Annotated in this window: 24 protein-coding genes and 1 tRNA gene; 16 read left to right on the top strand and 9 right to left on the bottom strand. The window is 68.7% G+C overall.

What is annotated here, in order from left to right; all coding sequences use genetic code 11:
• Positions 1–1,278: an HAD family hydrolase gene (locus AK36_RS02285; protein ID WP_045577756.1), complete on the bottom strand. Its 1,278-nt coding sequence runs from the start codon at positions 1,276–1,278 to the stop codon at positions 1–3.
• A 502-nt stretch (positions 1,279–1,780) separates the two neighbouring features.
• Here AK36_RS02285 and AK36_RS02280 point away from each other — a divergent pair.
• Both AK36_RS02280 and AK36_RS02275 read left to right on the top strand, forming a co-directional pair.
• Positions 1,781–2,068 carry a hypothetical protein gene (locus AK36_RS02280; protein ID WP_011880696.1) on the top strand — a complete coding sequence of 96 codons (288 nt, stop codon included), beginning with the start codon at positions 1,781–1,783 and terminating at the stop codon, positions 2,066–2,068.
• 250 nt (positions 2,069–2,318) lie between these two features.
• Positions 2,319–2,693 carry a DUF2917 domain-containing protein gene (locus AK36_RS02275; RefSeq protein WP_045578394.1) on the top strand — a complete coding sequence of 125 codons (375 nt, stop codon included), beginning with the start codon at positions 2,319–2,321 and terminating at the stop codon, positions 2,691–2,693.
• A 163-nt stretch (positions 2,694–2,856) separates the two neighbouring features.
• Here AK36_RS02275 and AK36_RS02270 read toward each other — a convergent pair whose 3' ends face one another.
• Positions 2,857–3,135, bottom strand: coding sequence for a hypothetical protein (locus AK36_RS02270; protein WP_011880698.1), 279 nt, complete (start codon positions 3,133–3,135; stop codon positions 2,857–2,859).
• A gap of 690 nt (positions 3,136–3,825) precedes the next feature.
• On the opposite strand from AK36_RS02270, the gene AK36_RS02265 reads away from it, so the two are divergent.
• Positions 3,826–5,127 (top strand): NCS2 family permease, encoded by a 1,302-nt coding sequence (locus tag AK36_RS02265; protein WP_011880699.1) that lies wholly within the window; start codon positions 3,826–3,828, stop codon positions 5,125–5,127.
• A 91-nt stretch (positions 5,128–5,218) separates the two neighbouring features.
• Here the strand turns inward: AK36_RS02265 and AK36_RS02260 are convergent, their stop codons facing one another.
• Positions 5,219–6,070, bottom strand: a complete 852-nt coding sequence (locus AK36_RS02260) for a LysR substrate-binding domain-containing protein (RefSeq protein WP_014723919.1) — start codon at positions 6,068–6,070, stop codon at positions 5,219–5,221.
• A gap of 191 nt (positions 6,071–6,261) precedes the next feature.
• Between AK36_RS02260 and AK36_RS02255 the strand changes: the two genes are divergently transcribed.
• The 3 genes from AK36_RS02255 to AK36_RS02245 are packed head-to-tail and all read left to right on the top strand — an operon-like array spanning position 6,262 to position 8,006.
• On the top strand, positions 6,262–6,801 hold the full coding sequence (locus tag AK36_RS02255) for a hypothetical protein (protein WP_045577755.1): 540 nt from the start codon (positions 6,262–6,264) through the stop codon (positions 6,799–6,801).
• Between the two features lie 12 nt (positions 6,802–6,813).
• On the top strand, positions 6,814–7,140 hold the full coding sequence (locus AK36_RS02250; protein ID WP_045577754.1) for a hypothetical protein: 327 nt from the start codon (positions 6,814–6,816) through the stop codon (positions 7,138–7,140).
• Between the two features lie 2 nt (positions 7,141–7,142).
• Positions 7,143–8,006 (top strand): MBL fold metallo-hydrolase, encoded by an 864-nt coding sequence (locus AK36_RS02245; RefSeq protein WP_014723921.1) that lies wholly within the window; start codon positions 7,143–7,145, stop codon positions 8,004–8,006.
• Between the two features lie 135 nt (positions 8,007–8,141).
• Here the strand turns inward: AK36_RS02245 and AK36_RS02240 are convergent, their stop codons facing one another.
• Both AK36_RS02240 and AK36_RS02235 read right to left on the bottom strand, forming a co-directional pair.
• Positions 8,142–8,429, bottom strand: a complete 288-nt coding sequence (locus AK36_RS02240) for a DUF1488 family protein (RefSeq protein ID WP_011880704.1) — start codon at positions 8,427–8,429, stop codon at positions 8,142–8,144.
• 242 nt (positions 8,430–8,671) lie between these two features.
• The gene (locus tag AK36_RS02235; RefSeq protein ID WP_011880705.1) at positions 8,672–8,863 is read right to left on the bottom strand and encodes a DUF2964 family protein; all 192 of its coding nucleotides are present in this window, start codon (positions 8,861–8,863) and stop codon (positions 8,672–8,674) included.
• Positions 8,864–9,171: 308 nt separating this feature from the next.
• On the opposite strand from AK36_RS02235, the gene AK36_RS02230 reads away from it, so the two are divergent.
• The 7 genes from AK36_RS02230 (at position 9,172) to AK36_RS02205 (ending at position 13,948) form a co-directional block, all read left to right on the top strand.
• Positions 9,172–11,070 (top strand): sigma-54-dependent Fis family transcriptional regulator, encoded by a 1,899-nt coding sequence (locus AK36_RS02230; protein ID WP_045577753.1) that lies wholly within the window; start codon positions 9,172–9,174, stop codon positions 11,068–11,070.
• Between the two features lie 98 nt (positions 11,071–11,168).
• On the top strand, positions 11,169–11,471 hold the full coding sequence (locus AK36_RS02225) for a 2Fe-2S iron-sulfur cluster-binding protein (protein ID WP_034195467.1): 303 nt from the start codon (positions 11,169–11,171) through the stop codon (positions 11,469–11,471).
• 94 nt (positions 11,472–11,565) lie between these two features.
• Positions 11,566–11,943, top strand: a complete 378-nt coding sequence (locus AK36_RS02220; RefSeq protein ID WP_014723926.1) for a DUF2946 domain-containing protein — start codon at positions 11,566–11,568, stop codon at positions 11,941–11,943.
• A gap of 217 nt (positions 11,944–12,160) precedes the next feature.
• A complete protein-coding gene (gene copC, locus AK36_RS02215; RefSeq protein WP_045578393.1) occupies positions 12,161–12,526 on the top strand; it encodes a copper homeostasis periplasmic binding protein CopC in 366 nt (121 codons plus the stop codon).
• A gap of 52 nt (positions 12,527–12,578) precedes the next feature.
• Positions 12,579–13,025, top strand: coding sequence for a copper chaperone PCu(A)C (locus tag AK36_RS02210; RefSeq protein ID WP_045578392.1), 447 nt, complete (start codon positions 12,579–12,581; stop codon positions 13,023–13,025).
• 30 nt (positions 13,026–13,055) lie between these two features.
• Complete coding sequence (locus AK36_RS33865) at positions 13,056–13,232, top strand: hypothetical protein (protein WP_011880711.1); 177 nt, start codon at positions 13,056–13,058, stop codon at positions 13,230–13,232.
• A gap of 86 nt (positions 13,233–13,318) precedes the next feature.
• The gene (locus tag AK36_RS02205; RefSeq protein ID WP_045577752.1) at positions 13,319–13,948 is read left to right on the top strand and encodes a LysE family translocator; all 630 of its coding nucleotides are present in this window, start codon (positions 13,319–13,321) and stop codon (positions 13,946–13,948) included.
• 38 nt (positions 13,949–13,986) lie between these two features.
• On the opposite strand, the gene AK36_RS02200 is transcribed toward AK36_RS02205, so the two are convergent.
• A complete protein-coding gene (locus tag AK36_RS02200) occupies positions 13,987–15,312 on the bottom strand; it encodes a leucine-rich repeat-containing protein kinase family protein (RefSeq protein ID WP_045577751.1) in 1,326 nt (441 codons plus the stop codon).
• Between the two features lie 147 nt (positions 15,313–15,459).
• Between AK36_RS02200 and AK36_RS02195 the strand changes: the two genes are divergently transcribed.
• Together AK36_RS02195 and AK36_RS02190 are read left to right on the top strand one after the other, a co-directional pair.
• Positions 15,460–15,544, top strand: a tRNA-Leu gene (locus AK36_RS02195).
• A 386-nt stretch (positions 15,545–15,930) separates the two neighbouring features.
• Positions 15,931–17,742, top strand: a complete 1,812-nt coding sequence (locus AK36_RS02190; RefSeq protein WP_045577750.1) for an ATP-binding response regulator — start codon at positions 15,931–15,933, stop codon at positions 17,740–17,742.
• A 40-nt stretch (positions 17,743–17,782) separates the two neighbouring features.
• Here the strand turns inward: AK36_RS02190 and AK36_RS30540 are convergent, their stop codons facing one another.
• Positions 17,783–18,388 (bottom strand): flagellar transcriptional regulator FlhD, encoded by a 606-nt coding sequence (locus AK36_RS30540; RefSeq protein WP_080938589.1) that lies wholly within the window; start codon positions 18,386–18,388, stop codon positions 17,783–17,785.
• Between AK36_RS30540 and AK36_RS02180 the strand changes: the two genes are divergently transcribed.
• The gene (locus tag AK36_RS02180; RefSeq protein ID WP_045577748.1) at positions 18,362–19,003 is read left to right on the top strand and encodes a response regulator; all 642 of its coding nucleotides are present in this window, start codon (positions 18,362–18,364) and stop codon (positions 19,001–19,003) included. The genes AK36_RS30540 and AK36_RS02180 overlap by 27 nt on opposite strands.
• Positions 19,004–19,263: 260 nt before the next feature.
• On the opposite strand, the gene AK36_RS02175 is transcribed toward AK36_RS02180, so the two are convergent.
• Both AK36_RS02175 and AK36_RS02170 read right to left on the bottom strand, forming a co-directional pair.
• Positions 19,264–20,553, bottom strand: a complete 1,290-nt coding sequence (locus tag AK36_RS02175) for a right-handed parallel beta-helix repeat-containing protein (protein WP_014723934.1) — start codon at positions 20,551–20,553, stop codon at positions 19,264–19,266.
• Between the two features lie 529 nt (positions 20,554–21,082).
• Positions 21,083–21,967 (bottom strand): LysR family transcriptional regulator, encoded by an 885-nt coding sequence (locus AK36_RS02170; RefSeq protein WP_174479777.1) that lies wholly within the window; start codon positions 21,965–21,967, stop codon positions 21,083–21,085.
• Positions 21,968–22,000: the final 33 nt, after the last annotated feature.

Raw genomic sequence — 22,000 nt, 5'->3', positions numbered from 1 at the left:
TCAGGCCAGCAGCTTGCGCTCGGTCTTGCCGTACTTGATCGACTTCTCGTCGGGAATCATCAGCCCGGTGTGCTCGTCGCGGCCCTGCAGCAGGAAGCGCGCGTCCGGGTTGCCGATCTGTTCGGACGCGAGCTTGCTGTCCGCGCCGATCTCGCCCTTCTTCATCCGGTTGACGATCACGCCGGCTGCGGTGTCCTTGAAATCGCGCAGCATCCACGCGTCGCCGTCGCTGTCGCCGAACACCAGCAGCGGGCCGTAGCCCTTCTTCGACGCGAGGACGTTGCGGATCCCCACCGTCTTGCCGGGCCCCCAGTTGAAATGCCAGCCGGCCGGATAGGTGCTCGTGTACTTGCCGTCCTGCATGTCGAGCCGCAGGCCGATCACGTTCTCGGGCGCCACGCCGTAGCCGTAGTTCGGGTTGCCGGCGAACACGCGCACGACGTCGTCGAGCGACGCGGTGCTCACGTACACGTCGATGCCGTTCGCGCGCAGCGTATGCATCACCGAGCGGATCTCCTCGTGAATGCGGATGCCGTGGAAATGCGTGTCGGCCACCACGCCCGCCTTGCCCGGCAGCGCCTTCGGGCTTTCGTAGCGGACCTTGCGCAGCGCGTCGCCGATGCCGTAGTTGTTCGACGCTTGCGCCATCGCCTGCAGCTCGGCAGTCGTCATGTTCTTGTAGAAGTAGATGATCCACTTGTAGCCGACTTCGAGCGGATGCGTGTCGCAGATCGCGTCGTACATGAAGTACAGCTTCGCGCGGAAGTCCTTGAACTGGTCGGTCTCGCGAATCTCGTCGAGGCTCTTGTCGCCGCCGAAGCCCTGGTAGTTCGCATGGAGCCAGCGGTAGTCGGACTCGACGTCGGCGGCGAGATCCTCCATCGTCACCGGCTTGCCGTCGACGGTCGTGTAGTCCTTCATGAACGCGCCCTTCGGCACGTCCTTCCACATCACGCCGACGAACTCGTCGGGCGTCAGCTTGTATTGCAGATGGTTGATCTGGTACATCAGCAACGCTTCTTCGCAGTCGTTCATGATGCACGTGTTGTCCCAGTCGAACACCGCATACGGGCGGCGCCTGGCGTCGTAGCCCGCGCTCGCGACGCCATGCCGGTCGAGCACCGTCTGCAGGCGCGCGGCGTTGAACGGCGACCAGCGGCCGGGGTCCAGCGCGTCCGGCGCGGTCGCGCTCTTCGCGCCGGCCATGCCGGCCTTGAGCATCAGCGGCGTCGCAGCGGTCGCCGCGGCAAGGGTGTTGATGAACTTGCGGCGTTGCATGGTATCTCTCCGTTGAAATGCCGAATCGGCTTCGGCCGCTGCCCCGCGCGACGCGCGACACATCGCCCCCATTCGAGGCCGCAAAGGCGTCGAATGGGGGCGAATGATGTGACGAAATTATTTCGGCAATTTGACAGCGTCGCGCCACGACGCGACGGCGAATTGATCCGGCGCGACATCCGGACGCGTGCGCGGACCTCGCGTGGGGCGCTGCGCCGCGTCCTGGTGCCTCCCGTCCCTACCGCGGTTGCCGGCCGCCGTTCTCGAACCCGAGCGGCGCAGCGCTGCGTGACTTCAAGGCCGGTTACATACACACCGCGTTGCGAAGGCTCGAACCGGCGCTTCATATATGACATGACGCGCCGGCCCGCCGCGCAGAACGGCAACCGGAGCGCGACGAAGGACGACGCCCGCGCCGCGCCACGCCCTGCAACTCGACGGTTCCGGCGGTGCGTGCGCCGAAATGCGTACAATCGCGGCTTCATTTCCCGGAGGTGCCGCGATGGCCATGAAGAAAACCGATCTCGAAAAGAACAAGGCGCTGAAGCTCACGCAAGCGATGAAGCAGTCCGGCTCCGCGCGCTTCGGCAAGGGCGCCGACGAAGCGGCGAAGCTCGATCGCCGCGCACAGCGCAAGCTCGACCAGGAACAGGGCCTCGTGCCGTTCGCGTGCAAGCTCAACGCCGAACTCGTCGAACAGCTGAAGGCGCGTGCGGCCACCCATCCGAACGGGATGACGGGCCTGCTGTCCGAACTGCTCGTGAACGGCCTCGCGCAGCGCGACGCGTGAGCGCCGCGCGACGCCCAAATAGTCGTTGACAACGCCGTACGACATCGACACACTCGTTCGCATGCCTACGTTCAAGCTCATCGCCATCGCGATTCATTGCTCGGTGAACATTCGAAAGAATGGATCACGGGAGGCGCTTGTGCGTTAGCATCCGAGCAGTACGCATGTCACACGAGGCCTCACCGGAAACGGATGAGGCCTTTTTGTTCTGGTGCGCTTCATTCGTCCGGCCCAACGAATGGAGCAGACGATGGACCAGGCAAGCCCGTTGTTCGACCGTCCCGACTCGCGCCGCGCCGGCGCGATCGCGTTACCGACCGTCGTGATCCGCTTCGCGGTTGCACCGCACACGACACTGACGTGGCGCGCGCCGAGCGATGCGGAAATCCGCGCGCACGGCGCCGCGCTGTGGATCACGCGCCCGCCGAGCGTCGACGACTACTGGGTGCAGCCGGGCGACGTGCTGCGCATCGCGCGCGGCGATCGCATCTGGCTCGGCACCTACGACGGCCGCCCCGCCGAAGCATCGATCACGACCGCATACGTGCGGCGCGGCGACCGCCTCGGACGCACGCTCGCGCGGGTGCGCGGCTGGCTCGCCGCAAGAGGGAGAAGGCGGGACTGACGCTGCGCTGCCGGGCAACGCGTTGACGCAGCGAACGACCGCGTCGGAAAACGAACGCACCCGCGGCGCAATCGGCCGCGGGTGCGCTTCGAGTGGCGCGGCACGCCGCTGCGTGCCGCGCGCGATCGCGCGCCCTGCGCAGCTTTCACATGCAATGCATGCGTCAGGTGCTGGCGGCGAGACGCGGGCCCGTACCGCGGGGTGTGGTGTCGACGTCCGGACGTTGCGCCGCCTGCGAGGTCACCCACGGATCGATGCCCTGCTTTTGCACCTCCTCGAGGAACGACACACGCGTGCGCCAGTAATCCGCTTGTAATTTCGCATCGATGACGCGCTGTTCGGCCGTGAACAGTTCCATGCGCGCCGTGACGAGCATCGACGCAGCGGTTTTTTCCGGCGTGGGGGCGTGCCGCATCGCCCAACGGCTGATCCAGTTCAACATGCTGACCTCCGTGATGACGGACGAACCCGCATCGGGCTATCGCAACCGGTCGCGCGTGCCCGAACGCGCAACGACCGTCACCGCACTTCGCCGCCTGGCCTGCACGGACTGCGACTCCCCCGCGTCGGCAGCGATCGGCCGGCGTGCGTGCACGGTTCATCTATCGTAGAAAGACTTGCCGGTTAACGCGATGGCGTCTTGCGATCTTTTACACAGAAACCACAGTCGCGCGAGCGGCGCGAAATCGCAGTTGCGCACGCGCCGGCTTCGGAGCAGCATAGCCCGATGTCCGCCGCCGCCCGGCCTGCCGAACGGCCGGCGCGCGCAGCTGCCCGCCCGTTCGGGCGGGCGCGCCCTTGCAGGCGAACCCTCTCTACCGCACGGCGTCGTGCCGTCGCCGTCGTACCCGCCACCGAATCGTTTCCATCGTTTGCGCCCGGCCGCTTCGCCCGAACCGGTAAAATGCGCGCCGCCGTCGCGCGACGTGCATCTGCAACGTGCATCTGCGGCCGTCCGCGCGAACGCGCGCGATCGCGCCCCGCGACTATATCGTCCGAGCTATCCACGCTATTACAATCCGCCGATAGCGTCGCAATAGTGGCTGGTTACAGTACGCCGGCCTCGCGCTGGCTTACAACAATTCGGCACGAACAACAAGCAACACGACAACCCGACCGGAGAAACGCCTTCATGGAATCCATCAAGCGGTATTTCGGCTTCGCTGAAGCCGGCACCGACTTCCGCACCGAAATACTCGCGGGCGTCACCACGTTCCTGACGATGGCCTACATCATCTTCGTCAACCCTGCGATTCTCGGCGACGCCGGCATGCCGAAGGAATCGGTGTTCGTGGCGACCTGCCTCGTCGCGGCGCTCGCGTCGATCATCATGGGCCTGTACGCGAACTATCCGATCGCGTGCGCGCCCGGCATGGGCCTGAACGCGTATTTCGCCTACACCGTCGTCAAGGGCATGGGCTTCACGTGGCAGGCCGCGCTCGGCGCGGTGTTCATCTCCGGCTGCCTGTTCCTGCTCGTCACGCTGTTGCGCGTGCGCGAGGCGATCGTCAACGGCATTCCGAAATCGCTGCGCATCTCGATCACCGCCGGCATCGGCCTGTTCCTCGGCATCATCTCGCTGAAGACGTCCGGCGTGATCGTCGGCAGTCCCGCGACCCTCGTCACGCTCGGCGACCTGCACAAACACGACACGATCCTCGCGATCGTCGGCTTCTTCACGATCGTCACGCTCGACTATCTGCGCGTGCGCGGCGCGATCCTGATCGGCATCATCGGCGTCACGGTCCTGTCGTTCTTCTTCGGCGACAACCAGTTCCATGGCGTGTTCTCCGCCCCGCCGTCGATCGACGCGACGCTGTTCAAGCTCGACATCGGCGCCGCGCTGTCGACCGGAATCATCAACGTGATCCTCGTGTTCTTCCTCGTCGAGCTGTTCGATGCGACCGGCACGCTGATGGGCGTCGCGAACCGCGCCGGCCTGCTCGTCGAAGGCAAGATGGACCGCCTGAACAAGGCGCTGCTCGCCGACAGCACCGCGATCGTCGCGGGCTCGGTGCTCGGCACGTCGTCGACCACCGCGTACATCGAGAGCGCCTCGGGCGTGCAGGCCGGCGGCCGCACGGGCGTGACGGCGATCACCGTCGCCGTGCTGTTCCTCGCCTGCCTGTTCATCGCGCCGCTCGCGGGCGTCGTGCCAGGCTACGCGACGGCGCCCGCGCTGCTGTACGTGTCGTGCCTGATGCTGCGCGAGATGGTCGACGTCCCGTGGGACGACGCGACCGAAGCCGTGCCGGCCGCGCTCACCGCGCTGCTGATGCCGTTCACGTATTCGATCGCGAACGGCGTCGCGTTCGGCTTCATCGCATACGGCGGCCTGAAGCTGCTGACCGGCCAGGCCCGCACGGTCAAGCCGATCGTCTGGATCATCGCGGCCGTGTTCCTGTTCCGCTACTTCTACCTCGGCGGCGAGTGACGCACGCGCCGCGGCGCGACCCACGATGACGCAACGCCACCTTCGGGTGGCGTTTTCGTTGGGGCGCGCATGCGGCGCACGCGCCGCCGCATCACGCGCCTGCCTGCCGAAGCACCCAGCGCGCGAAAGTACGCAGCGGGCCGTCGCCCAATTCGAGCGCTTCGGGCACCACGAGACAGAAGCGCTTGACCACGCCGCGGCCGTCCGGCCAGGGCGCCGCGAGCAAACCCTGCGCGATCTCGGCTTCCACGTAGAGCCGCGGCACCAGCGCGACGCCAAGCCCGGCCAGCGCCGCGGCGATCAGCATCGAATAAAGATCGTGCCGCGCGCCGGCAGCCGGGTTGTCGACCGGCAATCCCGTCTCCTGCACGTAGGCCGACCACGCATCGGGCGTCTGCCGCTTGTGCAGGCGCGGCAGCGTGCCGAGCAGCGCGTCCGGGTGCCCGCCCGCGAGCAGCGACGGGCGGCAGACCGGCACCAGCACCTCCTCGCACAAGCGGTACGTATGCATGCCGGCCCACGCCGGGTGCTCGAAATGAATCGCGGCATCGAAGCCGCTGCCGGCGAGCACGAACGGCTCGGCCCGATCGGCCAGATGCACGGTGATGTTCGGATGCTCCGCCTGGAAGCCGCCGAGCCGCGGAATCAGCCAGCGCGTCGCGAACGTCGGCGTCACCGCGATGTCGATGCTGCCGCCGTCGCCCGCCTGCCCCATCAGGTACTGGCTGTCGCGCTCGAGCCGGTCCAGTACTTCGCGCACCTGCGCCGCGTAACGCGCCCCGTTCGGCACGACCCGCACGCGGTTGCCGACACGCTCGAACAGCGCCACGCCCAGGAACGCCTCGAGCCGGCCGATCTGGCGGCTGATCGCGCCTTCGGTCAGCGCGAGCTCGTCGGCGGCCCGCGCGAAGCTGCCGTGCCGCGCGGCGGCCTCGAATGCCATCAAGGCCGAGTTGCTCGGAATCCTGCGTCGCGTCACGTTTCCCCCGGGTTGGGCCACAGCTTGATCGAATGTCACTGAACGATGACGAATCATCGTTTTTCCGCGGTTCTGCGGCTCACTATCATGACAAAAACTCAATCAACGAGCCAGCCCGCCGATGCCGACGGCCGCTCGCCCCCCGTGGAGAAGTCATGATCTATGCCGTTGAATGCAGCATCGCCGAGCCGGCCGTCGAAGCCGAGTGGAACGACTTCTACAGCCGCGTCAAACTGCCCGCGCTGATCTCCGTGTCGGGCTTTCGCACGTCGCAACGCTTTCGCGCGCTCGGCGGCGACGGCCCCGTCTATCTGGCGCTGCATACGATCGACGCGCCGGACGTGCTGACGTCGGCCGAGTATCGCGCGAAGGGCGGCGGCAATTTCGCACGCTGGCAGCCGCACATCGTCGAGTGGCGCCGCAACGTGTACGACAGCGCCGCGCCCGCGCCGGCCGTCGCCGACGGCCAATGGCTGGCCGTGAGCGACGACGCCGCGCCGTTCGCCCTGGCCGGCATCGCCGCCGCCGCGCTGCATGCGGTCGCGCTGGATCGTCGGCCGGCCCACCGCTGGCTGGCCGTGCTCGATCGCGACGGAGCACGGCTCGCGTCGCACGCAGCCGGCGCGGCGATCCGGCTCTATGCGCCGATCGGCGAGCAGCTCGTCGGCACGCCGGCCACGGCCGCCGCACGCTGACGGGAGCCGGCCATGCCCAGCGTCACGATTTTCATCGCCGAGGCCGGCATGCCGGCGCAGACGTCCCTCGCCGCGCTGTCGTCGGCATGCGACACGCTCTGCACCGACGTGCTGAATGCCGCGCCCGGCACCGTCCACGTCGCGTTCGTGCCAGTGCGGCACGGCTGCGGACACCCGGTCAGCGCGGAGATCCGCTTTCGCCTCGGCCGACTGCGCACCGCCGAATTGATCGATCGATTCATGGCTTCGCTCGACCGCGAAATTCTCCGCCACACCGGCTTGGTCGCGCGCATCCGCTGCTTCGGCCACGACAGCGCCCACCTTCACGCCCGGAACTGACCATGAACCCGTCCATTGCGCGCCCGCCGTTCCCGTGCCGTCAGATCGGCGATTTCTCCGTCATTGCGCTCAGCGACGGCACGCTGAGCGCCGGCCTCGATCTGCTGTCGAACATCGACGTCGACGCGGCCGCGGGCATCATGCAGCGGGCCGGCGTGCCGGCGCCGTCCGACGTCAACATCAACTGCTATGTGATCCGCGGCGGCGGCCGGACCGTGCTGGTCGACGCCGGCGCCGGCGGCTTCCGCAACTGGGGCGGCCTGCTGCCGGCGGCGCTGTCGCAAGCCGGGATCGATGCGCGCGACATCGACACGATCCTGCTGACGCACGCGCATCCCGACCATATCGGCGGCCTGCTCGATGCGCGCGGACAGCCGGCCTTCCCGCGCGCCGAGGTGCTGATTCACGAACGGGAACGGGCGTTCTGGCTGGATCACGACGCATACGAACGCGCCAGCGAGCGCGCACGCGGGAATTTCGAGCTGGCACGGCGCGCGTTCGACGCCTGTCGCGCGCAGCTGCGCACCATCGCAGGCGGCAACGTGCTGCCCGGCATCGCGGCGGTGCCGCTGCCGGGCCACACGCCCGGCCATACCGGCTATCGCGTCGAATCGCGCGGCGAGCGCCTGCTGATCTGGGGCGATCTCGTGCATTTCGCGCCGGTTCAGGTCGCGCACCCCGACGTGTCGATCGCGTTCGACCACGATGCGTCGCTGGCATGCGCGACGCGCGCGGCCACGCTCGCGCACGCCGCTGGGGAGAACCTGATGATCGCGGGCATGCACCTCGCCGATACGGGCTTCGCTCGCATCGCCCGCGCGCACGGCGCGACCGACGGCGCGTATGCGCTGGTCGCGACGGATTGAACGCGATGGAATCCTGACGGGTTCGGGCGGCGCGAACCGGGCGCAATGCGACGCGCGGCGCCGCATGCGCGCCGCGCCGATACGACACGGGCGCCGGAATTCGGCGCCCGCTGCGTCACTACCCGAGCGTGCGGCTCAGCGCCAGTTCGCCTCGTAGAAGCGCACGTAGCCGCTGCGCAGCGTCACGCATTGCGCGCGCGTTTCGGACAAGAGCCGCCGTGCGGCCGCCTCGATGCGCTCGCGATGCTGGTCGTACGCGCCGACCATGTCCTCGAAGCGCGGCGACGCGGCGCCGAAATGGTCTTCCAGCGCTTCGGCCGTGATCTGGCATTTGACGCGCTCGCCATTCACGAGCGCCGTGAATCCGAGCATCAGGTCGCGCCCCGAATATTCGGGCTTCTCGTTCGTGAAATGGATCTGCATGGCGCCGCCCTTCGTCCGGTAGTCAACACGTGACCGCGTCCGTCGTCCGCCACCGGCCGGACGAAAATGGACGCGGGCTCGCCGGCAGGGGCGTCGCCCACGGGCTTGTCGCGCGGACGATGCATGCCGGTTGCATTCCACTTTAGACGGTTTCGCGCAGGAGGCAAATTTTGGGCGTGCGTCGTTCCGACGCGCATTTTCGTCCGACCAGCGCGCCCTGCAGCGGCGTGCGCCGCGCGGCGTCAGTGAGGATCGGTGGGCCAGATGTTGAGCGCGATCGCGGCGGTCGTCGCGCCCACCGCGATTGCGGCCGCCCCGTACCGGACGGCGTCGATCGCGTCGAACAGCAAACCGTGGATCGCGACGCCGATGCCGCCGAGCATGATGAAAGTGGCGATGGCCGCCAGCACGACTCTGAGTTCCGTCCGAACCATGATGGGTCTCCCGAACGGATGCATGTCACGTCGCATGCATGTTGCAATGCGGAACACGGCGCGTGCGTGCTCCACTTCCATCATTGCAGGCGGCCGCGTGAAAGCAAGACGGGTTTATACGCGGCGCGCACAACGCGCGCGGCGCTTGTATGATGAGGCGATATCGATCGCGGCCGCCGGGACGCGCGGGCGCAGCCCGCCAAGCGCAGCCCGGATGGCGCCGCGCAACGCGTCACGGCGGGCCGACCGCGACGCACGGTGCCCCGGCACGCGCTTCGGCGCCGCCCGCGGCCGACAGGAGACGACACATGCCTCAACCTTTCGTGCTGCCCGCCGCCGCGGGCCGCAACGACCTGCTCGCACAGGCGCACGCCCGCTCGACGGCGCTCGGCCTGCGCGCGGACGAGCGCCCCGATTTCTCGCCGCTGTCGCGGCTCGCGCTGCGCGAACTCCTCGACACGAACCATGCGCTGTTCGCCCACGCGCGCCCGGTAATGGAGAACCTGCACGCGCAGATCGCCGACACGCAAAGCCTCGTGCTCCTCACCGATGCCGACGGCGTGATCCTGCACAGCATCGGCGACGCGGACTTCATCGAGAAGGCGAACCGCGTCGCGCTGTGCACCGGCGTGTCGTGGGCCGAAGGCACGCGCGGCACCAACGCGATCGGCACCGCGCTCGCGTCGGGCCAGGCCGTCGCCGTGCACGGCGACGAACACTTCCTGCGCGCGAATCACATCCTCACCTGCTCGTGCGCACCGATCATCGATCCGTTCGGCCGCACGCTCGGCACGCTGGACGTGAGCGGCGATCCGCGCGGCTTCAGCCCGCACACGCTCGCGCTCGTGCGAATGTCCGCGCAGCTGATCGAGAACCATCTGTTCGCGAACCGCTGCGCCGAAGCGCTGCGGCTGCGCTTCCACGCCCACGAGGATTGCGTCGACTCGCTGTTCGCCGGGCTCGTCGCGTTCGACCGCGACGGCGGACTGATCGCCGCGAACCGCAGCGCGCAGTTTCAGCTCGGCGCGACGTTCGATGCACTGCAGCATCGCGGCTGCGACGCGCTGTTCGGCATGCAGTTCAATCAGCTCGCGCAGCAGGCGGCCCGTGCACCGGGCGCGCCGTTCCAGTTGACGCTGTCGACCGGCGTGCGCGTGCTCGCGCGCTGCGAATTCGCCGAGGCGCGCAAGACGACCGTCGCCGTCACGCCGCCCGCACCGGCGCCCGTCGCCGCGCGCCCGCGCGCGGTCGACCCCGAGGCGATCACGTTCGCGACGCTCGACACCGGCGATGCACGGATGGCTGCCGTGCTCGACCGGGTCGCGAAGATCCGCGGCCGCGACCTGCCGCTGCTGATCCTCGGCCAGACGGGCACCGGCAAGGAATGGCTCGCCCGCGCGCTGCACCAGGCGTCGCCGCGCGCCGACGGCCCGTTCGTCGCCGTCAACTGCGCCGCGCTGCCCGATTCGCTGATCGAGGCCGAGCTGTTCGGCTACGAGGACGGCGCGTTCACCGGCGCGCGCAAGCGCGGCAGCCCCGGCAAGATCGCGCAGGCCGACGGCGGCACGCTGTTTCTCGACGAAATCGGCGACATGCCGCTCGCGCAGCAAGTGCGGCTGATGCGCGTGCTGCAGGAACGCGCGGTGATGCCGCTCGGCGGCGCACGCGCGGTGCCGGTCGACGTGCGCGTGGTGTGCGCGACCCACCGCGACCTGCGCGCGATGATCGCCGAGCGCACGTTCCGCGAAGACCTGTTCTACCGGATCAACGGGCTCGCCGTCACGCTGCCGCCGCTCGCCGCGCGCACCGACCTGCCGGTGCTGGTGGAGCGCATCCTCGCGCGGCTCGCGCACAGCGAGCCGATGCCGACGCGCGTCGCCGCCGACGTCCTCGACGCATTCCTGCGCCACCGCTGGCCCGGCAACCTGCGGCAGATGACCAACGTGCTGCGCACGGCCGGCATGCTCGCCGAAGACGAAGCCGAAATCACGCTCGCGCACCTGCCCGACGATTTCTGGCTCGACTGCGAAGACGCGCCGGCGAGCTCGCCCGCGCCGGCCGGCACGCGCGCGGCAACGACGTTGCAGAGCCACCAGGCCGCGGTGATCGATGCGGTGCTCGCGCGGCACGGCGGCAACGTGTCGGCTGCCGCGCGCGAGCTCGGGCTCGCGCGCAATACCGTCTACCGCTATCTGCGCCGGCACTGAGATCGCGGCCGGCGGCCTGCACGGCGCCGGCCGCGCGCGGCTTCGGGTATGCTTGGGCGCTCGCATCGCATTGCCGCCGCCTGCCGCCCGCCTTCACCATGACCGATCCGGAACGTCCCCCTCTCGTGCGCGTCGAGCCGCTCGGCGCGACGTTCGACGCGCCCGACTCGCTGACGCTGCTCGAAGCCGCCGCGTTCGCGCACGTCAGCCTGCCGCGCTCGTGCCGCAACGGCACGTGCCGCACTTGCCTGTGCCGGATCGTCAGCGGCAGCGTGCGCTACACGATCGAGTGGCCAGGGCTGAGCCGCGACGAGAAGGCCGAAGGCTATACGCTGCCGTGCGTGGCCGTCGCGACGTCGGACCTCGTGCTCGACGTGCCCGACGCCCAAATGATCGAATGAGCGCGGCGCGCGGCCGTGTGCCGCGCCCGCCGCCGCGGCGGCTGCGTGGCATAATCCGCAGCATCGCCTTCCTCCATATGCCGCCGCGCATCGCATGCTGAGTCGTCGTCTCCGCAAGATCGTCAGTCTGATCGGGATGCTCGCCATCCTGATGACGACGCTCGCGCCGACGATCTCACAGGCGCTGACGACGCAACACCGCGTCGACGCGCTGCTCGCCGGTTACTGCACGGCCGGGCCGAGCGATGCCGACCACGGCGACGCTGCGTCGTCGAAGAGCCTGCAGGCCCATCTGCAGGCATGCGGCTATTGCAGCCTGCTCGCGCATACGCCGGCCCTGCCCGCGCCCGAACTGACGTTCGCGGCCAATCGTGCGCCGCTGCAGCACCGCGAAGCGACCCGCTTCGAGAGCCTGCCGCGCGCGCTGCCGCTCACCGTCGCACAACCGCGCGCGCCACCGTCCGCCGCCTGAAGCACCGTCACCGCGCGTGATGCGTTGGCGCATCGCGCCGTCCGCCTGCGCGCGCCTCGTCGCGCGCGGCGCCAAAACGTTCCTGTTCGACCGTATTGCCTGCCCGCGGCATCGCACCGTGCGCGCACGCCCGCTTGCGGCATGCGCGCGTGCGAACGCGCGCGGCGACGCGTCGAACGCATCGTTCTCCTCGTCATCTCCGATCGGATCAACCAACATGAAAATCACTTCGTTCGTTCGCGGCGCACTCGTCATCGCCGGCTTCGTCATCGCGCAGGCTGCTCATGCGCACGCACACCCGAAAACCCTCGACCCCGCCGCCGATGCCACGCTGGCGAGCGCGCCGCACGAGGTCGCGATCGACTTCAGCGAAACGCTCGAACCCGCATTCAGCTCGATCGTGGTCACCGACAGCCACGGCCAGTCGGTCGCCGACGGGAAATCGGCGGTCGACGCCGGCAACCGCAAACGCATGCACGTCGCCCTCGCAAGCCTCGCGGCCGGCACGTACACGGTCGCGTGGGTCGCGGTGGCAAGCGACGGCCATCGCACGCAGGGCCGCTACACGTTCACGGTGAAGTGACGCCGACGATGCCCGCACGGCAACTTCCGATACCCGACAAGGAATGCACTCGATGAAACGCTCGATTCCCGCCAGCCTGCTGTTCGCCCTGCTCGCGCTGCAGGCGCCCGCCACCTTCGCCGCGTCGGCCGTCCAGGCCGATGGCTGCTGGATCCGCACGATGCCGGCGACGGTCCCGTCGTCCGGCTACTTCACGCTGAAGAACGACGGCGACAAGCCGGCCACGCTCACCGGCATCGACACGCCCGCATACGGGATGGCGATGATCCACGAAACGCTGACGGCCGGCAGCACCGCGAAGATGGTCCACGTCGACGCGGTCGAGGTGCCCGCGCACGGCACGGTCACGTTCAAGCCGAAGAGCTATCACGTGATGCTCGAGGACGCGCGCAAGCCGGTCGCGCCCGGTGCGAAGGTGCCGCTCGCGCTGCACTTCGCCGACGGCTCGACGGTGTCCGTGACCTGCGACGCGAAGGCGCCGTCGTACACCGGCCAGTAACGCCCTATTTCCCGCCCGAAGGAGACCAACATGAGCCACCAACGCCCGACGCTCGCCGACCGGATCGTCCGCTACCGGACGCCGCTGAATCTCGCCGTGCTGATCGTCTGCGGTTTATGGGCGGCGTGGGTCGCGTGGATCACGCGGCCGGCCGCGATCGATTCGCCTGCGTCGATCGTCGCATCCTGCGTGCGCGACACGCGTTGACGCGATGCGCCGGGGTGAGCCGCGCGCAGCCGTGGCATCATGCAGCGATTCACCCCGACCGCAGACCCCGCCTTCCGGAGCGCCGCATGTCCGTTCAGACCTGGATGTTGTTTGCCGCCGCCTATCTCGCGACCACGCTGTCGCCCGGCCCCAACGTGCTGCTGGTGATCCGCAATACGGTGCGCTACGGCTCGCACGGCACGGCAGCCACGATCGCCGGCAACCTCGTCGCGCAGGGCGCGGTGGTCGTGCTGGTCGCGCTCGGCGTCGGCGCGGTGCTGGCCGCGATGCCGCCGCTGTTCGTCGCGATGAAAGTCGTCGGCGCCGCGTACCTGATCTTCATCGGCATCCGGCAACTGCGCGGCGATCGCCACCGGCGCGCGCCGGACAGCGGCGCGGCAAGCGTCGAACCGGATCGCAGCAAGCTGTTCCGTGAAGCGCTGTTCGTGTCGGGCAGCAATCCGAAGACGATGATCTTCCTGTCCGCGTTCATGCCGCAGTTCATCTCGCACGATCAGCCGCTCGCGATGCAGTTCGTCGCGATGTACGCGACGATCGCATGCACCGTCATCGTCGTGCACAGCCTCTATTCGTTCGGCGTGCGCCGGCTTCATCGCGGCTTCGGCGTCAGCCCGTGGCTGCGCGCGGCCAAGCGCGCGAGCGGGCTGCTGTTCGTCGGGCTCGGGATCAAGCTGCTGACGGCGCGGCAAGCTTGAGCGCGAACGCCCGCGCGGGCACCGCGCGCACGAAACCGTCAGTCCATCGTTGCAGCCAGCGCGGCGACGATCTGCTCGAACGACGGCCGCGCGTCGACCTCGTCGTTCACGCACGCAGCGGCCAGCGCGTCGAGGGCTTGCGCAGCAGCCCAGGCACGCGGCTCGCATCGCTCCAGCAACTCGCGCAGCAAGTAACCGAACGCGCGGACTTCCAGCCGCTCGAACCGCGCCGCGCGCACGCGGTCGTTCACGTCGTAGAGCGACGCCGCGCCGAAATCGCCGAGCAGCGCGCCGCCTGCCCCGTCGTGCAGGATGTTGTGCGCGTACAGGTCGCCGTGCATGATGCCGCGCGCATGCAGATGCGCGGCGACCGACGCGATGCCGTGTGCGAGCCGCGCTGCGTCGGCCGGCGCGAAGCGCGCATCGGCCGCATAGACGTCGCGCGTACACGATGCGAAGCTCGGCGGCCCGGCGAGATTCGTCAGCGCCGGATCGACCAGCTCCATCACGAGGCCGTGCGCGCCGTCCGGATGACCGCGCAGCTTGCCGATCACCGGAATCATGTTCGGATGGCGGCCCGCGTGCAGGCACGCGGCCATTTCGCAGTCGGGCAGCCCGTCGCTCGTCACTGCGCCCTTGAACAGCTTCACCGCGACCGCGCGCGTCGCGCGGCCCTCCGCACGCCACTGCGCGCGGTAGATCACGCCCGACGCGCCTTCGCCGAGCCGGTGTTCGCATGCGAGCGACGCCCAATCGATCTCGGCCACGCCGGGCTCGGCAGACGCGGCGGCCTCCGGGCCCGCGCCAAGCGGATTGCCGGCGGCCGCGAGCCAGGAAAGGCGCGGCAGGCGCAACAGCCAGTCCGGCAGCGCGTCGAGCCGGTTCGCGGACAGACGCACCAGCTCGAGCGCACGGCACGCCGCCAATTCGGCCGGCAGCGCGCGCAGCCGGTTGCCGGCGAGCATCAGCTTCTGCAGGCGTGAACAGTCGCCGATGTCGGCCGGCAGCGCGTCGATCTCGTTGTCGGTCAGGATCAGCCAGCGCAGCGCACGCGGCAGCGCGCCGCGCGGCACCGTGCGGATCCGGTTCGCCTTGAAGCCGATCATGTCGAGCTGCGGGCACGCGCCGAGCGCTGCGGGAAATTCGGTGAAGCGGTTGCCGGACGCGAACAGGATGCGCAGCCGGTGCAGCCGCGCGAGGTCATCCGGCAGCGTGGACAACGCATTGCCGGACAGATCGAGCACTTCGAGCGTGTCCGCGAGGTCGAAGATCTCGCGCGGGAATTCGGTCAGCCCGCACGCGAGCTTGAGTTCTCGGGCGCCGGACAACTGGCCGGATTGAAGTTGTTCGAGGGTGGTCGTCACGGGAAGAAGCGGGTACGGATGCGATGTTGGGCCGGGCGGACCGACGGATTTTACCGGGATCGCGCACGCCGCCAGCGCAATCGCGGCATACCCCCTTCACAAACGCGCAATGTGACGCTAGAATTGCGCCCCTTGCAGTACCGAAGTGCCGACGTGGTGAAATTGGTAGACACGCTATCTTGAGGGGGTAGTGGCGAAAGCTGTGCGAGTTCGAGTCTCGCCGTCGGCACCAGATACGGTTTTCATCGACCGTGTTTCGGGCATAGAAAAGAAACCGCGACAGCGCAACGCTTCGCGGTTTTTTTATTGGGCGCGCGGAACACGGCGGATCGCCCGGCCGCAGCAATCGACGGCGGCGCGCGTGCGCGTGCCACGACATCGTTGGCCGATCCCGCTCGGCTCCCCGGCGAGCGATGCTCCCCTCCCCACGCCGTTCCGCTCGGCGCCGCAAAACGCACGATCGACCGATGGACGCCATGATCCGACATGGCGATACTTGACCGTCCATCGGCGCGATCCTTGCCGACGATCGACCAACCCAGCGTCGACATGCCGGCCCAGCAGGACCGACGTGCGCCGCCTGCTGCAATTGCGTTCGTACCTCGGGGAGCCCGTTGGATGACGATGCATCCGGAAAGCCCGATCGCCGCCGAACAACTGAAGCTCGTCTACGGCATCGTGACCCTGAGCGTGTGCGGCGGAACGCTGCTGGCCGCGACACTCGTCGTTTCGCTGGAGCGCCTCGGGCGCGTCGATCCGCTGGCCGGCGCCGCGTGGCTGTCGTACATCGTCGCGTGCTCGACGGCGCACGCGTGCCTCGCGTGGCGCTACCACCGCTCGGCCAACCGCGACACGCGCAGATCGCGCTGGGCGGCAGGATTCGTCGCCTGCAGCACGGCGGCCGGGATCGGCTGGGGGTGGTCGTCGATCGAACTGGCGAAGGGACGCGGGTTCGAGGTCGAGAGCCTCGCGGTCACCGCCACGCTCGGGGTAGTGGCCGGCGCCGTGCCGGTCTTCGGCACGTATCTTCCGGCGTTCCTCGCGTTCCTGTTGCCGGCCACCGTCCCGTACGTCGTCGCCGCCGCGCTGTCCGACAATCGCGTGCAGCAGGCGACGGCGCCGATGATGTTCCTGTTCGTCTGCGTGATCGCCTATCTCGGCCTGCTCGCCAACCGAAGCGCGGCGCAGAACATTCGCCTGCGCTTTCGCGCGGAACAGCTCGCCCGCGATCTGCGCGCGCGCAACCGGACCGCGAAGCGGCTCGCGGACGACCTGCTGCGCCAGAAGCAGATCGCCGAAGACGCGAATCTGGCCAAATCGCGCTTTCTCGCCGCCGCGAGCCACGATCTTCGTCAGCCGTCCCACGCGCTGAGCCTGCTGGTCGGTGCGTTGCGCGGCGCGAAGACCGACACGGAGCGGGCGCAGATACTCGTGCAGATCGAGCGTTCGACCGATGCGCTCGACTCGCTGTTCGGCGCGCTGCTCGACGTGTCGCGGCTCGATGCCGGCGTGGTGGACGTGCATCGCAGGCCGGTGCACGTCGACGCGGTGCTCGAACACGCATGCACCGATCACTTGCTCGACGCGGCGGCGAAAAACCTGACGCTGACGCGCGTCCCGTGCCGCGCGATCGTCGATACCGATCCGGTGCTGCTCGAGCGCATCGTGCGCAACCTCGTGTCCAACGCGGTGCGCTACACGGATGCCGGCCGGATCGTGGTCGGCTGCCGACGACGCGGCGCACGCGTCGCGATCCAGGTATGGGACACCGGACGCGGGATCGCTGCCGACCAGCTCGAGCTGGTGTTCCAGGAGTATTACCAGGTCGGCAACCCGGAACGCGACCGCGCAAACGGCCTCGGACTAGGGCTCGCGATCGTGCGACGGCTGGCCGACCTGCTCGAATGCGAGCTGAAGGTGCGCTCGGCGCCCGGCCGCGGATCGTGCTTCGAAGTGTGGGTGAGCCGCTGCGATCACGCTGCGGCGCAAGCCGACGCATCGGCCGAACCCGCCGACGACGTGTCGCATCACTCGGGGCTCGTCGTCGTCGTGGACGACGAGCTCGCGATCCGCGACGGCATGGCCAGACTGCTCGAACTGTGGGGCTATGAAACGATCGTCTCGGACAGCGGCGACGCTGCGATCGAACGCTTGTCGGCATGCGCGCGCCGCCCCGACCTGCTCGTCTGCGACTTCCGCCTGCGCGGCGCCGAAAACGGGCTGACGGTGATCGAGCGGCTGCGCAGCGAATACAACGACGACATCCCCGCGCTGCTGATCAGCGGCGACACGGCCGCCGACCGCCTTGCCGAAGCCCATGCGAGCCATTGCCTGCTGCTGCACAAGCCGATCCCGAACGACAAGCTGCGCGCGGCGATCGGCAACCTGATCGCGGCCGGCGTGCGCGCGCGGAGCGGCGAACCGGAGTGAGCCGAACCGCGCGCCGTCGCATCGATGACGCCGGGCACACTCAGGCGCGGCACGCAGATCGATCGAACGACGCGAGTTCGCTCCTCTCGATCCTCAGCGTCATCGACAGCGATGCGTTCGCATCGGCCGGGTCGCCCGTCACGCCGAGCCGGAACATCGCGGTCGCGCAATCCGCCCGCAGTCGTTGCAGCGACAACCACAAGTACGACACGTTCGCCTCCCACACTGCGTCACCCGAATTACGAATCCTCGGCATCCGCGCCAAATTGCAGTTCGAATCCGCGCGATCCGGCGGTCCGCCCATCCGGCGATCCGGCCATTGCCGCGATTCTGTTTGGTTGTCGGCGCATCGAATTTGGCCTGCACGGGGACGCCACCACGCAGCGACGATCGCCGGGGATTGGTTACCGGCGCGAGTCAGTCGCGGCGATTCATGCGGCAATGTAAATACGATGTCGCCGCAACGATCGACGTCGCCGAAACAGGCGCGTTGCACGCGCACGATTGCCTGTAAGATCGCACGGCGGAACGCGACCACGACCAGCCATCCGGGCCTTGCACGCAACCTCGGGCCTCGTTCAACCGGCAGCTTTTCCTCCCTTCGGCATCGCGGATTCTCATGAAGATTCTCATCGTCGACGATCATCCGATTCTGCGCGACGGCGTAGCCGCATTGCTGCGTCAAAACGGCGAAGACGTAACGGTCGCGCAAGCCGGCAACGCCGACGATGCGATGCGGATGCTCGATCAATCCGCCGATTTCGACGCGATCGTGCTCGACCTGAAGCTGCCGGGAATGAACGGCCTCGATGCGATCTCCGCGTTTGCCGGCAAGTGCCCGCAACTGCAGATCATCGTGCTGTCCACGTCCGAGGATGCGGCCGACGTGCGGGCCGCCTTCGCGCGCGGCGCGCTCGGCTACGTGCCGAAATCGGCGGGGCCGCATACGGTGCTGTCGGCGATCAGGATGGTGCTCGACGGCGAGCGCTACGTGCCGCCGCTGATGCTCGACGATTCGTCGTCGGCCGCACCGGGCAGCCCGCGTCCTGCGCCGGCGACGCGCAGCGCCGGGCCGCTCACGAAGCGCCAGATCGAGGTGCTGCGATACGTTGCAGAAGGCGTGCCCAACAAGGTGATCGCGGATCGCCTCAATCTGTCCGAGAAGACGGTCAAGGCGCACGTCACGGCGATCTTCAAGGCGCTCAATGTGCTGAACCGTACCCAGGCGGCAGCGGCCGCGCGCAAGGCCGGGCTGCTGTGAGCCGGGATGGGCAGCTCGCGCACGCGCGACAAGCGCTGCGAGATCCGATCGCACCGATCGCAGCATGTACGCCCCGATGCGGCGGCCGGATTTGCCGGCACGCCCGCGCCGGATGGCCCGACGCGCGATGTGCTTGTCGGCGCGCGCCGAGGCCAACATTCGGCACCGACGCGATTCGGCCGCACGTCGCGACGATGATGCACGCGTATGCCGAAACCTGCGGTCCGTGCGGCGCCGCGTGACGGCGTTGCGCCACGCGGCTACCGCATCAGATTGGTACGCACCTGCGGCATCGTCGCCGTCGCCGCGCCGGTCGCCTGAATCGTTCCCGACGGCGATGCGCCGACCGGCGCGACCAGCGCAACGCCGTCGAGCGTGTTGCCGGCCACGACGATCCGGCTGGCCGGGCAGCCGCGCGACAGCAACGACACCGGCGCTTGCGCGATCGACGCGAACGCATTGTTTGCCGCCTCGAACGCGCACACGTTCCCCAGCGCGCGGAACCCGGTATAGCCGGACCCGGTCACGCGATTGCGCGTGACGACGACGTACGACACCGTGCCCGACCACGTATCGAGCTCGAGTGCGCCCTGTTGCGTCGGCAACAGTCCGTTGTCGACGTTCGCGTTCTGGACGTTCGACACGACGTTGTTGTCGACGACGACGTTCGAGACGCCGTAGGTGCGCCAGCTGTCCTCCTGCGCGACCAGAATGCCGGCCGCCTTCTGCACGCCGTCGACCGTATTGTTCGAGATCGTCACCGCCTGGCCGCCGACGACGGCGATTCCGCGCCCCCAGTAGTTTCCCGATACGGTGTTGTGGTCGATCAGCACGTTGTTGCTCACGCGGCCGTCGGACAGATAGCTGACGACGGCGATCAGGTCGTCGCCGGTGCCCGTCACCGTGTTGCCCTGCACCAGCACGTTGGCTGCGCCGTCGGTCATGTGGATGCCGTCGGCAAGCGTCGCGCGCACCGTATTGCCGACGATCGCGACGTTGCGGCCGCCGAACACGAAGATGCCCGCGCTCGCGCCGCCCTGCACCGTCACGCCGAGCACCTGAACGCCGGTGCCGGTCACTTCGACCTTGGTCGACGCCGGTGTCGCGAGGCGCGTCGTGCCGGCGCCGATCAGCGTGACGCCGACCAGCGTCGAATCGGCGCCGCTCATCACGATCGTCTGGTCGGCCGGATTCGTCGCCGCGAGCGTCGCGCCGTAGCCCGACACGACGACACCCGACATCGCAACCGACAGCGACCGGCTGACCGTATAGCGTCCCGGCGAAAGTATCAGCGTTTGCCCGGCCTGCAATGCATTGAGCGCCGTCTGCAGCGCGTCGGCCTGGTCGCTGCCGTCGACGGCCGGCTTGACGATCACGGGCGGCAGCGTAGCCGATGCGGCCGGTCGCACGCGCGATGCGCGGGATGGGTGGAACGCGTGCGACGGCGCGGTATACGTGAGCGTCGCCGCGTGGACCGGAACCGGCGCATGGCCGGCGCTGCATGCCAGCGCGGCGAGCGCGGCACTGACGATCCGAAGTGACCTGTTCATGCTGACCCCTCGTTGCCCATCCGCCCGCAGCGGCATCCGATGCGGCGGCATCCGGCCCGATGAGGTCGGCGGTCGACGGCGAGCCGGCGCGACCGAGGTCGGCCAGCGGGACGGAACGGGTTCGTGCGAAAACAGTTGAGTGGCGCATCGCTTGACGTCGTCACCCGCGCTTCCACCGAAACAGGCGCGCTCCCCCGAACGCGGCCCGATGGTCGACGGTCCCCGGTAGCCAGCTACCGTCGAACGACGTGCGAAGGCCGTTGCGTGAGCGACGCGGGATGGTGGGCGGCCCTGTCGACCCGCGCATCGGGTCGCTCGATTCGAAGTCTATTTCGCGATCGACGCGTGTAAATGCGACAGAAGGCGCGCGACGTCGTAAGACGGTCGCGGGGCAGCAGCGCGCCTGCATGCGACCGGAGTGACGACCCGCGATGCAGAAAGCCGCACTGCGGGCACGCGCATCATCGGTTCTGACGGGAGTTGCGCTGCGACGCACCGTAACGGCATGCGCCACCTCAGCCGCCGCGAGTCACAACAGCGGCAACACCGAGCGTATGTGCTCGGCGAACACCGCCGTCAGATGCGACGGCCGCTTCCGGTCGAAGCGCAGCGTGATGCCCACCGCCGGCAGCGGCGGCAGCCCGCGTTCGGCGGCGAGGATCGCGAGGTCCGCGGGCACCGCCGTTTGCGTCATCACCGCGATCGCCTGCCCGGAGCGCACCAGCGCGATCAGCCCCGCGAGGCTGCTGCTCGCATAGGCGACGCGATAGTCGCGCCCGGCGCGCGCCAGCGCATCGCACGCCGCGATGTGATCGAGCGTGTCGGGATCGGAAAGCGCGAGCGGCAGCCGCTCGAACTGCGCGGTATCGAGCCCCGGATAGCCGATCCACACCAGCTGCTCGCGGCGGATGAAATCGTCGGTTGCCGCCTCGTCGGGCACCGAGATCATCGCGAGATCGACGGCGCGCTTGTCAAGCTGTTCGAGCAGCCGCGGCGTCGGCCCGCACACGACCTCGACGATCGCGTGCGGATGATGGCTCGAGAACTGCCGCAGCAGCGACGGCAGCCACACCTGCGCGTAATCGTCCGGGCACCCGAAGCGGATCGTGCCCGACAGCCCCGTGCCGCACAGATCGGCCAGCGCCTCGTCGTGCTGCCGCAGGATGCGCTGCGCATGCAGCAGCAGCCGCTCGCCGGGATGCGTGAGCACCACGCCGCGCCCGGTGCGCTGGAACAGCGGCTGGTCGACGCTCTCCTCGAGCCGCCGCATCTGCTGGCTGAGCGCGGACTGCGTGCGGCCGACCCGCGCCGCCGCCCGGCTGAGCGAGCGCACTTCGGCAATCACGACGAACGAGCGCAGCAGATCGATGTCGAGCGAACGTGCCAAGGTATTAGCTCCTTTTCTACCTTGCATAAGAACTATTCGTTTCCATCAAAACAGAGCGGC

The organism is Burkholderia vietnamiensis LMG 10929, assembly GCF_000959445.1.
Taxonomy (GTDB): domain Bacteria; phylum Pseudomonadota; class Gammaproteobacteria; order Burkholderiales; family Burkholderiaceae; genus Burkholderia; species Burkholderia vietnamiensis.
Note: the sequence above shows the minus strand (reverse complement) of the source record. Positions and strands in the feature narration are given on the sequence as shown.